This is a genomic window from Elusimicrobiota bacterium, assembly GCA_041658405.1.
Lineage (GTDB): Bacteria > Elusimicrobiota > UBA5214 > JBBAAG01 > JBBAAG01 > JBBAAG01.
On the sequence record JBBAAG010000010.1, the window covers coordinates 16,907 to 32,302 of the forward strand.

The 15,396-nt window shown below is 40.2% G+C and carries 13 protein-coding genes; all 13 read right to left on the minus strand.

From position 1 onward, the window contains the following. Position 1: 1 nt before the first annotated feature. Positions 2-574 carry an aminodeoxychorismate/anthranilate synthase component II gene (locus tag WC955_03430; GenBank protein MFA5858099.1) on the minus strand — a complete coding sequence of 191 codons (573 nt, stop codon included), beginning with the start codon at positions 572-574 and terminating at the stop codon, positions 2-4. Positions 575-583: 9 nt separating this feature from the next. After that, the gene (trpE, locus tag WC955_03435; GenBank protein MFA5858100.1) at positions 584-2,071 is read right to left on the minus strand and encodes an anthranilate synthase component I; all 1,488 of its coding nucleotides are present in this window, start codon (positions 2,069-2,071) and stop codon (positions 584-586) included. Positions 2,072-2,075: 4 nt separating this feature from the next. After that, entirely contained in the window at positions 2,076-2,465 is a 390-nt protein-coding gene (hisI, locus tag WC955_03440; GenBank protein MFA5858101.1) for a phosphoribosyl-AMP cyclohydrolase, read from the minus strand. Between the two features lie 12 nt (positions 2,466-2,477). Then, complete coding sequence (gene hisA / locus WC955_03445) at positions 2,478-3,215, minus strand: 1-(5-phosphoribosyl)-5-[(5-phosphoribosylamino)methylideneamino]imidazole-4-carboxamide isomerase (GenBank protein ID MFA5858102.1); 738 nt, start codon at positions 3,213-3,215, stop codon at positions 2,478-2,480. Positions 3,216-3,353: 138 nt separating this feature from the next. After that, positions 3,354-6,377: a beta-N-acetylhexosaminidase gene (locus WC955_03450; protein MFA5858103.1), complete on the minus strand. Its 3,024-nt coding sequence runs from the start codon at positions 6,375-6,377 to the stop codon at positions 3,354-3,356. 10 nt (positions 6,378-6,387) lie between these two features. Further along, positions 6,388-7,191: a hypothetical protein gene (locus tag WC955_03455; GenBank protein MFA5858104.1), complete on the minus strand. Its 804-nt coding sequence runs from the start codon at positions 7,189-7,191 to the stop codon at positions 6,388-6,390. 22 nt (positions 7,192-7,213) lie between these two features. Continuing rightward, on the minus strand, positions 7,214-8,104 hold the full coding sequence (locus WC955_03460; GenBank protein MFA5858105.1) for a Gfo/Idh/MocA family oxidoreductase: 891 nt from the start codon (positions 8,102-8,104) through the stop codon (positions 7,214-7,216). A gap of 82 nt (positions 8,105-8,186) precedes the next feature. Next, positions 8,187-9,764, minus strand: a complete 1,578-nt coding sequence (lnt, locus tag WC955_03465) for an apolipoprotein N-acyltransferase (GenBank protein MFA5858106.1) — start codon at positions 9,762-9,764, stop codon at positions 8,187-8,189. Positions 9,765-9,773: 9 nt separating this feature from the next. Next, the gene (locus WC955_03470; protein ID MFA5858107.1) at positions 9,774-10,697 is read right to left on the minus strand and encodes an MlaD family protein; all 924 of its coding nucleotides are present in this window, start codon (positions 10,695-10,697) and stop codon (positions 9,774-9,776) included. 71 nt (positions 10,698-10,768) lie between these two features. Beyond that, positions 10,769-11,458: an ATP-binding cassette domain-containing protein gene (locus WC955_03475; protein ID MFA5858108.1), complete on the minus strand. Its 690-nt coding sequence runs from the start codon at positions 11,456-11,458 to the stop codon at positions 10,769-10,771. 7 nt (positions 11,459-11,465) lie between these two features. Continuing rightward, positions 11,466-12,260 carry an ABC transporter permease gene (locus WC955_03480; protein MFA5858109.1) on the minus strand — a complete coding sequence of 265 codons (795 nt, stop codon included), beginning with the start codon at positions 12,258-12,260 and terminating at the stop codon, positions 11,466-11,468. 8 nt (positions 12,261-12,268) lie between these two features. Next, positions 12,269-14,944 carry a preprotein translocase subunit SecA gene (secA, locus tag WC955_03485; protein ID MFA5858110.1) on the minus strand — a complete coding sequence of 892 codons (2,676 nt, stop codon included), beginning with the start codon at positions 14,942-14,944 and terminating at the stop codon, positions 12,269-12,271. A 116-nt stretch (positions 14,945-15,060) separates the two neighbouring features. Further along, positions 15,061-15,267, minus strand: a complete 207-nt coding sequence (locus WC955_03490; GenBank protein ID MFA5858111.1) for a cold shock domain-containing protein — start codon at positions 15,265-15,267, stop codon at positions 15,061-15,063. Positions 15,268-15,396: the final 129 nt, after the last annotated feature.

Sequence of the window (15,396 nt, forward strand, 5' to 3'; positions counted from 1 at the left end):
TTTACCTCAAATTCAAAAAGTTTTGTAATATTTTTTTTCCATCTTCCGTCATAATAGATTCCGGATGATACTGCACTCCTTCCACGGGCACACGAGTACCTTTTAAACGTACACCCATGATTTCATTATCTTTTGTCCAACTGCTTACCTGCAAACAATCCGGAACCGTTTTGCGTTCTATCAATAACGAATGATATCGTGTCGCGGTAAACGGATTTTTCATTCCGCGGTACAACGTCTTCCCGTCATGAATAATCTGCGACGTTTTCCCGTGCATCAACCTTTTCGCACGTATAATATTCCCGCCGAAAGCTGCCCCAATCGACTGATGCCCAAGGCATACTCCAAGTATCGGAATCTTGCCGGCAAATCTCTTTATTACCGGAACGGACACCCCGGCTTCGTTTGGACTGCAAGGACCCGGAGATATAACTATATACTTTGGGTTAAGTTTTACAATTTGTTCCACGGTGATTTTGTCATTACGGTACACCTTAATTTTTTTGTACATTTCCCCAAAATACTGGACAAGATTATAAACGAACGAATCGTAGTTGTCAATAACTAATATCATACCTTTAATTTACTCCACGCCTTCTTCCGCAATTTTTACCGCCCTAACCAATGCCGCGGCCTTAGCCTCTGTCTCTTTAAACTCTTTTTCAGGTACAGAATCCGCGACTATCCCCGCACCGGCTTGTATATACACTCTTCCATCTTTAACAACAATTGTGCGTATAGCTATTGCCATATCCATATTACCCTGATAACTAAAATATCCAACTGCACCGGCATAAATCCCGCGGGTAACCGGTTCAAGTTCATCAATAATCTGCATTGCCCGCACTTTTGGCGCACCGGTAACCGTTCCTGCAGGGAAACATGCGTCAAATAACTTTCCCGCGGTGACATTTGTATTAAGCTTCCCCGTCACTGAAGACACTATATGCATAACATGTGAATACCGTTCCACAACCATAAACTCCGGTACTTTTACAGTACCATACCTGCACACACGCCCGAGGTCATTACGCCCGAGATCGACAAGCATCAGATGTTCCGCGCGTTCTTTGATACTGCGTAAAAGGTTTTGTTCATTCTTAAGATCATCTGCTTCTGTCTTCCCCCGGGGCCGTGTTCCCGCAATAGGCCTTACTTCCGCAACCGCGCCTTCTTTTCTTACCAAAATTTCAGGTGAGGTACCTATAACGTACAAATCCTTGAACTTAAGATAAAACATATACGGCGACGGGTTAATTGTCCTTAGTACGCGATAGATTGAGAACGGCTGGCATTCCAGTTTTTTATGTATTCTCTGTGATAACACCATCTGAATAATATCCCCGGAACGTATATACTCCCTGTTTTTCCGTACCATCGCAGTAAACTGTTTTTGCGGTAGCGAATGCACCCATTTATCTTGTTTGCCAGAACTCGAATTCTTCTGTTTTTTGTTAATAGAAACCTTATTCTTTGCAGCTCTTCCTGCCTTAATTGAATCAACTGTTAAATTAATATTCCGTAACGCTGCCTCATACGCTTGTACAGGATTATTATTATTTTTTGTGAGATCCGCAGCATAAACAATTTTCATCTTGCGCTCGACATGATCAAACAATACAACTGTTTGCCCTCTCATAAACAACATCTCAGGAAAATCATTTGCATCTTTACGCGGATTACTAAGTTTTTCCAACCGGCGCACGTACTCGTATGACACCACCCCGACGGTACCGCCCCAGAAACGCGGTAAACCTTTTATATCTGCGGGTTTGTATTGATGCAAGAGCGTATTAACCGCCATAACAGGCGTTGCCTTACTTTTATTATTATCTTTAACATTCAGAGGTACAGCATCCACACAAATAAATGAATACCTTCCGAGCTTACCTCCCTGTTCAACACTTTCCAGGAGATAACTATACCCGCACTTATCGTTATTGGTAAGAGAAAGATATGCTGAAACAGGTGTTTCTGTGTCTGCAAGGATTTCGCAATAGACAGGGATTAAATTACACGTTTTTGCTAAACGCTTGAATTCATTTATAGCCGGAAATACTTGTAAACTCATTATTTTAAACACTTTTCTTTGAACAACGCATACTTATTGTGCTTCCACCTTTTAACTCCCTAAAAAAACAACTCCTCTTACCGGTATGACACGCGATACCACCCACCTGCCTGACCTTGATAACCAAAGCATCAGCGTCACAATCATACAACACTTTCTTTACTTTCTGTAAATGCCCCGAGGTTAACCCCTTAACCCAATACTCTTTTCTGCTGCGGCTCCAAAAACAGGTAAGGCCATTCTCCAGGGTACGTTTGATAGATTCAAGATTCATATAAGCAAGCATCAACACCGTACCATCCTTATAATCCTGTACAATTGCAGGGATTAAACCGTTACTGTCAAACTTAAACTTTACAGAGTTCACCAATGAATTAACTTCTTTTCTATTCATATTGTCAACTATCTACACCCTCTTAGCAAGTTCTATAGCTTCATTAAGTTTTATCGTACCTTCGTACAAAGCCTTACCTATAACAACACCCTTAAGTTTTTTTACTTCCAACAACTTACTCACATGCTCAAGCGTTGCAACACCGCCCGACGATATTACATGCATCGAAGTTATATCACAAAAATTACGTACACCTTCAACATTCGGCCCTTCCAATGTTCCATCCTTTGTAGTATCAGTATAAATAACCTCTTTGATCCCAAGTTTTTCGAGTTTTGGCAATACTTCTTCAGGAGTCATCGCTGTAACTTCCTTCCACCCGCCGATTGAAAGCTTACCTTGTGTTATATCCATAGCAATAATAATCTTATCCCCGAACTTCTCAGCTGCCTGTTCAACAAGTTTGGGGTTATACACCACAGTTGTTCCCAGAATAACTTTATCCACCCCGAGTTTTAATACTTTTTCTATACTCTTAATCGAGCGTATCCCTCCCCCAACTTCAATAACCATATTTACAGCTTTACGGATTGCCTCAATGATCTCCACGTTCTTAATATTCCCGCAGAACGCGCCATCAAGGTCAACTACATGCAACCTCTCAGCACCCTGTGTCTGCCACAGTTTGGCAATAAATACAGGGTCATTGGAGTACACATGTTCAGTTTCAATCTTACCTTTAGTGAGCCTAACGCACTGGCTATTACGTATGTCTATTGCAGGTATTACTCTAAAACTGGTATTTTCCATAAACTCAATTCAACTCCCTTAAATTAAACCTATACAATTAGCCGGCACTTTTTCCGCAGGATGATATTCATAAAATGTAAATAATAATATAGTTTAACAACCCTTACAGTGTCAACAACAAACTTCCCCGCGTATAAGTCATAAGTGTACCAAAACAAGTTCACCTGAGGTATCATCACCGCCAGCGGTTTTACAGCGCACAACTATGCGGTACAGATTTGTCTTGTCATAATCCTTGATTGTAACTTTATAAACATTACTCTTGTTTTTATTCCCGGTGAATCCGGAATGGCTATCTTCCGCAATAATTTTACCGTTCTCCAGTAATGTAACATTCTCAATATCCAACCCATACTTCCCGGAAGTATAACTAAACTCTATAAGGTACTCCCCGTTATCCTTGATAATTCTTGTGATCTCAAACTCCAGAATATCTTTGTTCATCCTTACCAACTTACCATCCCAATATCCTATAGGATAAACACCCTTACATGCAGATATAAACTCATACGGGTTCTGCATTGACGGAATACGGCCGTTGTCACATTCTTGAAGATAACTATCTATTAACACAATCTTTTCACGTGTATCCTCTGCCATATTTTCAATTAACCCGATATCGGCCAGTGCCGCCCCTGCGTTATCACAGAAATACCGGTATTGCCGTTTAATTACTTCTATGCTTCTTAACAACAAACCTAACTTGTTTTTGCAAAGCATAAGTTTTGATTTAACAGTCCCCGGTGAAACGCGATTGGCATATGCGCCGGTATAGGCTTTGGTTATAACCAATAACGCAACAGTCTTCTCAGCTACTGCACTTCTTATATCCGTCATTAACTCCAGAGCGTTTATTGATAATTGATTACTTGTTGAAACACTCTTCATCTGTTTCAACACTTTTTTTACATTCACACAATCCTTAGCGAGCGCAACGGCAGCAGTACCAGCACTTTTTTCATCCGGACGCACATATTTTTTGTAAAATTCCTCAAGCCCTGTAAAAAATGCGATTGTAACATTTTCATAAGTAGCATAATTCCCTGTATTTAATGTATCCAACGCACCCCTGTAAATTATATTATCAACCTTGCTATTGAACTTTGAATTATTTTCATCAATACCAAACCACTGTTTTTTGTACCTCTCAAAATAATATTGTAGACCACCCTTGCTACCGGACCACGAACATTCAGCTGAATACACAATCCCTAACCATTGGTTCTCAAACAGCCCGCATCTAACAAGTTCCCAGGTTGCAACACATCCATTTTTGTATCCACGCAGATAGGCTTCTTCGTAAAACCCCCTTATTCCCCGGAAAGTTGTCTCATAATCCGGATACACCCTGGAATATCCCACTACCGCCGGAACCGCGTACAATTCATTCCATCCCGCGGTTTTGTAATCATCCAAACTAGGATAGCTCGAAGGGCCGTGGTATATCCATTCAAACGGTATAAACTCTTTATCCAACTGTTTAGCAGCAGAAAGCGTCATCCCTGTACGTTGATCTATCCTATCACCTTCAATACTATGTGATACCCAGTACAGCATGCGTTTATTATACTTTTTCAGCACTTTCCCTAACGAGTTTATATACCATGAATACAACACCAGTTTAGCTTCATATTCCGACGCAAACTTTTTTGCAAATTCTTTACATTTCACGCATTTACAGAACCCGGATTCATACTCATCACCTCCGATATGAATATATCCTGTATTAACGAATGCCTTAGATAATTCATTATAAACATTATCAAGAAACACAAACGTGTTTTCGTTAAGTACACAAAAATTGTTTGGGTTACCGTTCTCCCTCAAATCCTTAAGTTCCGCATGCGACAACACATTCCTCGCATGCCCCAGGGATTCAAACTGCGGGATGAGTTCAACAAAATACTTTTTTGCATATTCAGATAATTCTTTTACTACTTTGGGTTCAAACGAACCTTTATCCCCAAGAAAAGGATATTTTTCAAACTTAAAATCGTCTTCCATATAAACCATTAACTGATTAATTTTAAAAAACGCCATTTGACGTATCATACGCTTAATATATCCAATATTAACACTCTGCCCGCGCGCAAAGTCATATTGCACCATACGGTTATCAAATAACGGCCAATCACGTATTTTTATACATGGAATAATACAATATTGATTTTTCTTGCCGGTATCCATTAACTGCAACAATGCCTGGCAACCATAGAATAACCCCTGCGCGGTTTTCCCTGCAATAACAACATCTTCCGGTGTTACTGACAGATAATATCCTTGCGTATGGCTAGGTATTAACGTTTCAATATCAGCTGGGATTACAGTATTGCCTTTAATTCCTGAAGGTATTTTTAAGGATATCCACTGATACCTCATAGGATCAGCTCCCTTAACTGTTTTTGTGAGGATCCCTATGCGTTCACGTAAATCTTCCGATAAGCCCTGTGTAACGAGTTCAGTATCTTCCAACAATCCCGCACTATAAGTTATCTCCAGCCCGTTCCTTACCTCAAAACCATTTTGCGCTAAAGTAAGCTCTTTAGGTTTAGGCAATAATTCCACCCCGTGGCGGGACAGCATTGTATTAATTTTAACTTCACGTTCAAGTTCGTTGGTGTATGTTAAGAACAAAACATTGATCGGCTTATCCTTACTATGTTTATACAGCGTCCATGTATCTTTCAGTGTATTTACTGTTACAAACAGTTCAAGACACCCTGCATTCCTATGTTTTTCTGTTACATATTTTGATATATCTATAATCTCGCGGGTATGAGTATTAAAAGATTCTGAATTACCGATTTTAGAAGACTGATGTACAACTTTACCGTCAATATCATCAATTTTTATAACAACTTGATACATCTCGCCGTTTCCGCGGTATGCCACAATATTGCCTAAGTATATTGAATAACTCAATACTTTACCAAGCGGGACAGGAAATTTGATTTTTACATACTGTCCTGAGGGCAAAGAACCCATATTACCTTCACCTATCGGAGTGGGAGGTAACGGATCTAATTTTTTAGCATAAGAAATATAATCCTGCCAATTAACTTCACCTTTATTCTCAGCGTGAGTAACAGGGACATAAAATGCGAGAAGAAGTACCGTTAATACGTAAATATTAATTGCCAGATACTTTGAGATAATAAACACAAACCGCCTTTTATACTGCTTTTTCAGAGATAAACTTCAGGCTGTCAATCACCCCGCGGGTTGACGGATACTTGCTTTGATATATCCATCCGTGTTTCAGTGGAATTGAACTCTTATGATTTCCTATCTTATGTACAGTTTTCCCATGATTTTTTATAAACCTCAGCAATGTTTCCGCAGCATTTGCAGGCAAAAAAGCGTAATCAGAATTTAGTATAAGATTGTAATCATTCATGGAATCCGCAATCCCTACAGTACACCGTTTCCCCGCAATATGTTTCAACCCCGTGAACTTATTATAACCCATAGGGAGAATGTCAACCGCAACATCTGAATGTGTAACAATAACGTCCTGGTGATACCCATACCCATCAACAAGTTTTTGTACTTCCGGGAATATCACCCTCGGGTCAAGCCCGCTATGTTCATTCTTTGTAAATACACTTATCGTAGCTAGCCGGCGCCCAAAATATTTTGTATTCGGTATTTTTAATGTACGCAAGATACGTTCCAACGACTTTATCCGTCTCACCATTCTCCGCGTAACAACAACTTTTTCGTTTTTACCACTACTTACAACGCATCCCGTTTCAAGTATGTACCCCTCAAATAAACCACGAACCTTATGCGGGACGTATTTATTAATAAAACTCAAATCATTACCCGAACAAATATATAACTTCCCGAGTTTGTTAACTCCCGCCATTGCTTCACACAAAGGAGTTATCAGTTTATCTTCGATCCTCCACCCTTTACCCAACAATGTCCCATGGAGGTCAATACCGATTACCACACTATTGCTTAGACGCTTCATTTACAACCAGTTTCTTTGAGAACTACTTCTCAACTTCCACCCAGGTATACGGCTTTTCATTTGCGCGGTTACCTGCATCAATGATACGCATAACTTCCAATGTTTGCTCATGCGGAACCTTTATCTTGCGTGTTTCATAAAAATCGCAGATATCGTCAATCAGCCGTAAGAAACACTTACCAACATCGATCCTGGGTATACCGCATGCGCCGCCGGTATCAAACATCGCGGAAAGTTCAAAATCCTGACCGAAAGTTTGAGCATCAATTTTTGTAGTACCGAGAATACAATTCGCTACTGCTGAACGTTTATCATCACCATAATCTATATTCATAACAACTGCGTTTCCTGCACCTGTACGCATAACACGTTTTGCACCGGTACCTATCAGCATTACCATCATTTCTATCTGGTGTATTGCGTACACACACCATTCATTCGGCCCGCGGGTAGACACAAACGGTATTACTTTTTCTTTCTTTACATTATTAATGAACGATTCAAGTTCAACTGAATACCGTAATGCCGAAGTTGAAAACATCGGCGTATTATTTTTCTCCGCCAAAGCAATAAGTTTCTTTGCCATCTTTACATCCAACGCAAATGTTTTATCAACATACACAGGCTTACCTGATGACAACGCTTTCTCGCAAAGATCCCAGTGGCGTTCAGGATTATTTGGGGATAAAACCATGAGGTAATCAGATTTTTCAACTACTTCCTCGGGAGTTAAAAGTTTTTCAACTTTATTATTTTTACACCATGCTGTTATATCGACATTATTGGATACTGTTTCCTCAAACGCATACGCGACATCCATACTCTCTTTGAACTTACCCTGCCTGATCCATTTAACATAATTGTTTGAATGAAAATTGTTGATGTAATGATCAATAAACCCAATTTTTTTCATTTGTTCTCTTTTTCCTTTCATTGTTTATTAGCGAAACACCATTTAATACCAATCTAAATATTAACACAAACCCATACAAAAATCAATTTTTGAACTTACACAATAACCCTAAGGTTAATACTAATGCTGTACATAACAAACTAAAAACATAAGGAAACCGTGTATAAAAACTATACTCATCGAGTAACCGTACATTGAAAGTAATAGCTGAAGGTACAAATATCTGTGTTTTTTCGGCCACCTTTCCCGTTGGATCAATAAACCCGGAAATGCCGGTATTAGCTGAACGTACAACATACCGCCGGTTCTCTACCGCACGAAAGATGTTGAACACAAAATGTTGATACGGCGCCGCAGTGTTTAAGTACCACCCGTCATTAGTGATGTTTACCAGTACCTGTGCACCGGTTTTAGTAAACCGCGTAACTTCAGCACCAAATATTGATTCAAAACAAATATATGTCCCTACATCAGCTTCCACACCGCTGGCTAACTTTAGACGGATTGGATCCGTGTGCTTCCCGGGGCTGACATCCCCCAAAGCAGTCAATGTTTTAATATATTTCTCCAACCACTTTTTCAACGGCACAACCTCTCCAAACGGTACAAGATGTATCTTACTATACTTCCCCGCAACCGCACCTTCGGGAGTTAGGCATACAGCAGAATTATATATCTCCCCGTCTTTATACTCAACAGTCCCTGCGAGATGAGCGCATCGTGTCATCCTTGCACAGGAAACTACCCAATCATACATCCTTTTCTCATTAAGCAAATAACCCGGTACAGCAGTCTCCGGCCAGGCAACAAGATCAAGTCCATCGTTATTTTTCGATACAGCATATACGATTTTACTGTACGCACCCATGATTTCGGTAACAAACTGCTGATCCCATTTTTTATATTGATCAATATTCCCCTGCAGGACAGCTATTCTCATCTCAGGAGCATTAATTATTTGCGCATAAATATTTTGGATTCTATACTTACTATATCCATAACACCCTGTCAGGATTAATATAGCGACACCCGTTACTGAAATAACGCATCTAGCGGTTTTATCATTCAATTTATGTTCATTCAATAAAGTATTAACAATTAACGCCAGAGCTATGTTGACCAATACTATGACAAATGACACACCGTAAACTCCAGTGATATCGCATATTTGTATTAACCACAAGGAATTATACTGTGTATACCCCAGAAGTGCCCACGGAAAACCTGTTAAGACCACTGTTTTTAGCAGTTCAACCACCACCCACCCGGCAGAGAGTGTAATCATTAAACCCGGATGACTAAACCATACAGATTTTTCATTGAACTTCCATTTATTAAAGATCCATCCCGCAAAAATGAAGTACAACCCATGATACACCCCAAGATACCCTGAAAGAGCTATTAATGCCGCTATTCCTGTAATTCCGCTCTCTCCTGCAGTACGAAACGTAGGGACGAGCCAGTACACCACCCCTGCATTTGCCAGAATACCCGAAATCCAGGCAGTAAAAAACACAATCTTTGTTTGTTGACGGAAAGAGATGATGAATAATGGTACTAAACAAATCCAGGATAGTATATATAAATCAAATTTTGGGAATGCAAAAATTGTTAATACAGCGCTTAGGAATGCTGTAAACAGTAGTAATACTATCCTCACTGCAACCGCTTACTTCTTCTTAACCGGTACTATTGCAGTCACAGCTACGGTTGATATTGTTAAAGAAGTTGATTCGTATTTACTTTTTTCTTTATTTTTTAACTCTTTTTCCGCTTTTTTAACTCCACCGTTGATAAGCCAGTGCCGTTGAAGCCCTAAGACAACTTTATTAGTTTCATCTAGAATACTTCTAACCCGCATCATAAGGCTAGGGACATCGTCGGTACCTTTCTTAACATTAAGCGTGATTTTTTCAACATTCTCAACAGAACGCTCAAGGTCTTTATACAACTTATCTTTCTCAATAAGCATCCCGATACTTCCCTTACCTTTTTGGATATCACCTGCAATTGCATCCACATTCGTCACTAATGAATTAGCATTACCTAATACCAGGTTTAACTTTTCAGATGCAGTATTAACATTTTTAGCTACCTGCACAACATTCTTCATAATAGTTTCCACCTGCCCGATTGCGGAATTAACTTTTGCTGTTATATCCCCGAGTTCTACAGGTTCTTCTGATAGTATCCTTGAATTATTCACTAATACCATCTGTTTAGGAGCACCGATTGATATGTTCAACACCTTATCTCCGCCGATACCCGCTCCACCAACAGTTACGATAGAATCCGCACGGATTTTTTCCTGGAAACGGTTTTCTATATTCATCCGCACTTCAATAAAATTTGCTGCATTGAACCCTACCCAGTTCACCTGCCCGATTTCAATACCTGCAAGTTTAATCTTAGTCCCCGGCTTAATCCCATACCCGCTTTTAAACTTAGTGACAAGCTGATACTCCTTTGCGAACATTTTTTTATTCACCGCAATGCCCAGAACCAGCGCTACCGTTGCGGTGAAACATATAAGCACGAATATTCCAACGATACGCTCAATCGTTCTTGAACTTAATTTATGTATGTAATGCATAAACAATACCCTCTAATTAACAGGCCCCTAAACAAATATGTTTCTATAAGTATAATACAAACTTTCAATACTTATTTTCCAGTATCAATAACAGTTTTATTCTTTAACAGCAACACCCTGCCAGGTAACTTTTCAGATACCACACTATTCGATGTCACAACAAGAGTTGTAACATCTTCCGGTATATTAACTTTCTTTATCAACTCCAGTACAGGCTGTGCTTCAATATCATCAAGCCCGGAGGTAGGCTCGTCGTAAATAAGTAATTTTGGGTCAAGAATCAACGCCCGCGCAATATTTACCAGTTTCTTAACCCCGTGGCTCAGTGCAGGAGGAAATTCTTTAATATACGCCCGTGCGTTCACGTGTTCAAGTTTTTCACTGACAATTACTTCAATTTCTTTCTCACTTTTTTGGGTATGATACCTTAACGGCAACGCAAGGTTATTATACACATTCTGGTTATTCAGCAGCACAGCGTCCTGAAACACAAACCCCACTTTTGCACGCAATTTTTGTTTTTGCGCAAGCGCATATTCTCCAATACTCTCGCCCCACAATTTAACTTCCCCAGCCGATGGTTTTAGTAGCCCGATACACAACTTCAGAAGAAATGACTTCCCGCTACCGCTGGTACCTACTATTGTCATTAACTCACCTTCGTTGAGGTTTAAAGTAACATTCTCGAACAAAACCTTCCCGTTGATGAGAAACTTTACATCTTTAAACTCGAGAACTACTTTTATTTCTGTTTGGGACATATAATGTTTATAGGTAACTCATAATAGTTACTATTCCGTTTATAATCACGCATAACACTATGGAATTAACAATCGCATTCGACGTCGCCGGTGGCATCTGAGTTGTAGAATTTTCTACTTCCAACCCGTGGTAACAACTTATCAACGCAATTGTTATCCCGAAAAACAAACTCTTTACAATTGAAACAATCACATCCTGGAACGTAAACGCTGATAATACGTTATTCATGAATACTACAAAACTGATTTTTATCATTAATGCTGAAATAAGGTACCCGCCAAGTAACGCTATAATAATAAAATATATTGTCAGTAAAACCGTTGATACCGTACAACTGATTAATCTCGGTGCGAGAATATAATGCGCGATATCGATCCCCATAATTTCAAGTGATTCAATCTCTTTAGTTATCTTCATACTCCCAAGCTCCGTAGCCATCGCGGAACCTGACCGGCTGATCACCATAAACGCCGTTATTAATGGGCCCATCTCCCGGACAAAAACCAATACTATTATTTTACCGACAAGATCCACAGCTCCCAGGTTTGCCAACTGTGTCATCCCTGAAACTATAACAACTATCCCCAATCCTAAAGAAATAACTGTGATCAGCGGTAATGCATCAATCGCAGTAAATATTATCTGCCTGTAAATAACACTACGGATAACATTTTTTGCGGAGATACTTGGGGGTTTAAGATACGTTTTTAGTGTCAAGAACAGCATCAGCAATAAATCATAACAATACCTAAAAAAATCCAGGATTGACTTCCCGATATAATCCGCTAGGCTCAGTATCATAAACTTTTTTATTCTTTACCTTTGCAGCACTTCTTATACTTTTTCCCGCTACCACACCAACACGGATCGTTATTCCCGATTTTTTTCACTGTCTTCGGGACATTATCTGAAGCCTTTCCGCTTGAGAGTATTGACGATGACGCGCTATTATTACCCTGTGTTCCCTGCAGCTTTGCAGCAGAACTTTCCCCTTCGTTACCGCGATGTTCAATTGTCCTTATAGGCACACGGCGTACAGGTTCTCTTACAGGCTGTATACGGAACATATACTCTACTGTACTGTCACTTATACGCTGCAACATTAATTCAAACTGATTCAACGATTCCTGTTTGTACTCAATCACCGGATCCTTTTGGCCATACGCGCGTAAGCCAATCCCTCTTCTCAACTGGTCAAGATTATAAAGATGATCCTTCCAGCAGGTATCTATCATCTGTAACAACACCATGCGTTCCATTTCGCGGACAACATCACTGCCAAACTCGTTTTCCCTGTGTTTATACTGGTAATTAACCTCTTCCTCAATTTTCTTACGTAATTCCTCTTTATTAATTCCCGCAATTTCTTCTTTATTCCTTTGTTGCGTAAACCCAAACATTCGTTGTGTCCACACATCCAACACCTGCCAGTCCCATTCCTCAGGAAATTTCTTACCTGCTGATATACCTTCAACTTTTTCTTCTACCGCTTCATTTATCATCTCAGTAATGCGTTGCGGGACAGAACTACCTTCAATCACAGAATCGCGCAGCCCGTATATAGCTTCACGCTGACGGCTCATAACCTTATCGAATTCCAACAAGTTTTTGCGGATATCATAATTCATAGCTTCAACCCGCGCCTGTGCGGACTCCAACGCTTTCGTCACAAAAGGATGCTGGATATCATCGCCTTCCTGCATCCCTAACTTATCCATAACACCTTTTATACGGTCAGAACCAAACAACCTCATGAGTTCATCTTCTAACGACAAATAAAACCTTGACGACCCGGGATCACCCTGCCGGCCTGTACGCCCGCGTAATTGGTCATCGATACGCCGCGCTTCATGCCGTTCAGTACCAAGCACGTGCAAGCCACCGACATCTTTTATATGCTGAACATCTTCTTCAACAGGAGGATTACCCCCAAGGACAATATCCGTCCCGCGGCCTGCCATGTTTGTCGCTATGGTAACCGCGCCCTTATGCCCTGCCTGTGAAATAATCTGTGCTTCCATCTCGTGGTACTTTGCATTAAGGACATTATGAGGAATACCTTTCTTGCGTAATAGCATACTCAGGTGTTCACTTTTTTCAATTGACCGCGTACCTACAAGCACAGGCTGCCCTTTTCTCCATAAATTATCGAGTTCACTGACTATAGCGTTATACTTTTCGCGTTCAGTTTTGTAGATAATATCCGGATAATCTTTCCTTATCATAGGCTTGTTTGTGGGTATGATCACGACATCAAGTTTGTACACACCCCAGAATTCATTTGCTGAAGTTGCAGCAGTACCAGTCATCCCGGCAGTTTTTCCATAAAGTTTAAAAAAGTTTTGGAACGTAATAGTTGCAAGGGTTTGGTTTTCCTCAGCGATCCTCATATTTTCTTTTGCTTCAATTGCCTGGTGTAACCCATCAGACCACCGCCGCCCGGGCATCAACCTGCCAGTGAACTCATCAACAATAATTATTTCCCCGTCTTTCACAACATAGTCAACATCGCGTTTATAAAGCTTATGCGCCCGCAACGCCTGTGTAATATGATGAACCCATTCGGATTGTATATCGTCATACAAATTTTTTACACCCAGCAACCACTCACTCCGCGTAACACCTTGTTCGGTGAGTGATATAGTATGATTTTTTTCATCAGCGACATAATCATACCCTTTTGATAAATCAATCCCATCATGTTTAGCATCAATTTCCTCAGATTCCGTTACGAACCGCCCTTTTAACTGAGGAACGACACGGTTGATAATATGATATTTATCCGTAGACTCTTCTGCCGGTCCTGAGATAATCAACGGCGTCCTCGCTTCATCGATAAGGATTGAGTCAACTTCATCTACGATAGCATAGTTTAAACCGCGAAGGACACGGTCGTCACTACGGAACTTCATGTTATCACGGAGGTAATCAAAGCCAATCTCATTATTGGTGACATACGTTATATCGCAGCCATACATTTTCTTGCGTATATCATCCGCCATGTCATGCTGTACAAAACCTACGGTTAATCCAAGAAACTGATAAATTGGGCTCATCCACGTACAGTCGCGTTTAGCAAGGTAGTCGTTTACAGTAACTACATGCACACCCTTGCCGGTCAATGCATTGAGGTACACAGGCAGCGTTGCAACTAATGTTTTCCCTTCCCCTGTTTTCATCTCAGCAATATTGCCTTTATGCAATACCATCCCGCCTATAAGCTGAACATCAAACGGGCGGAGTTTAAGCGTACGTTTACTTGCTTCACGCGCTACAGCAAACGCTTCCGGCAGGATTTCATCCAAAGTTTCACCTGATTCAATAATACGTTTTCTGAATTCAGCAGTCTTATCTGCGAGCTCAATATCCGATAATTTTTCAATTTCCTCTTCTAATTCGTTAATACTTTCAACAAACGGCTGTAATTTCCTGAGCTCACGCTTATTTTTACTGCCATAAAGTAAACCATAAATAAATTTAATCATATTTGTGTATTCTATTAAATCCCGGCCAGTATGTCAAAAAATAAACAATCCCGGTGTTTATAACCGGGATTGTTTGTTAACCTCAAATTTCTTAAACCCAACTGACCGCAATAAAACTAGAGTTTCATAACCTTTTTCGCTTTTAAACCTTTATCCGACTCGTCCATCTCGAATTCCACGTCATCACCTGCGCTTAATGACCTGTAACCTTCACCTTCGATACAAGAATAATGGACAAAAACATCACTGTTTGGTTTCTCCGGGGTTTCAATGAAACCAAACCCTTTGCGGTCACTAAACCATTTAACTTTACCTTTAGGCATAATCTTACCACCTCAACATACTACGACTGAAGAAAAATCTTTACAAAAGTACATACCTATGATATGGCCTTTTTTGATACACCCATTCTATTATGATTAATAGCAAAATCCCCGGTTTTGTCAACTGTG

Excerpts from the sequence above, each read along its gene's own strand:
- WC955_03475 (MFA5858108.1), bottom strand. The coding sequence starts at position 11,458 with ATGTCCCAAACAGAAATAAAAGTAGTTCTCGAGTTTAAAGATGTAAAG.
- WC955_03470 (MFA5858107.1), bottom strand. The coding sequence starts at position 10,697 with ATGCATTACATACATAAATTAAGTTCAAGAACGATTGAGCGTATCGTT.
- WC955_03460 (MFA5858105.1), bottom strand. The coding sequence starts at position 8,104 with ATGAAAAAAATTGGGTTTATTGATCATTACATCAACAATTTTCATTCA.
- hisI (MFA5858101.1), bottom strand. The coding sequence starts at position 2,465 with ATGAATAGAAAAGAAGTTAATTCATTGGTGAACTCTGTAAAGTTTAAG.
- WC955_03490 (MFA5858111.1), bottom strand. The coding sequence starts at position 15,267 with ATGCCTAAAGGTAAAGTTAAATGGTTTAGTGACCGCAAAGGGTTTGGT.
- WC955_03430 (MFA5858099.1), bottom strand. The coding sequence starts at position 574 with ATGATATTAGTTATTGACAACTACGATTCGTTCGTTTATAATCTTGTC.
- trpE (MFA5858100.1), bottom strand. The coding sequence starts at position 2,071 with ATGAGTTTACAAGTATTTCCGGCTATAAATGAATTCAAGCGTTTAGCA.
- hisA (MFA5858102.1), bottom strand. The coding sequence starts at position 3,215 with ATGGAAAATACCAGTTTTAGAGTAATACCTGCAATAGACATACGTAAT.
- secA (MFA5858110.1), bottom strand. The coding sequence starts at position 14,944 with ATGATTAAATTTATTTATGGTTTACTTTATGGCAGTAAAAATAAGCGT.
- WC955_03480 (MFA5858109.1), bottom strand. The coding sequence starts at position 12,260 with ATGATACTGAGCCTAGCGGATTATATCGGGAAGTCAATCCTGGATTTT.
- WC955_03455 (MFA5858104.1), bottom strand. The coding sequence starts at position 7,191 with ATGAAGCGTCTAAGCAATAGTGTGGTAATCGGTATTGACCTCCATGGG.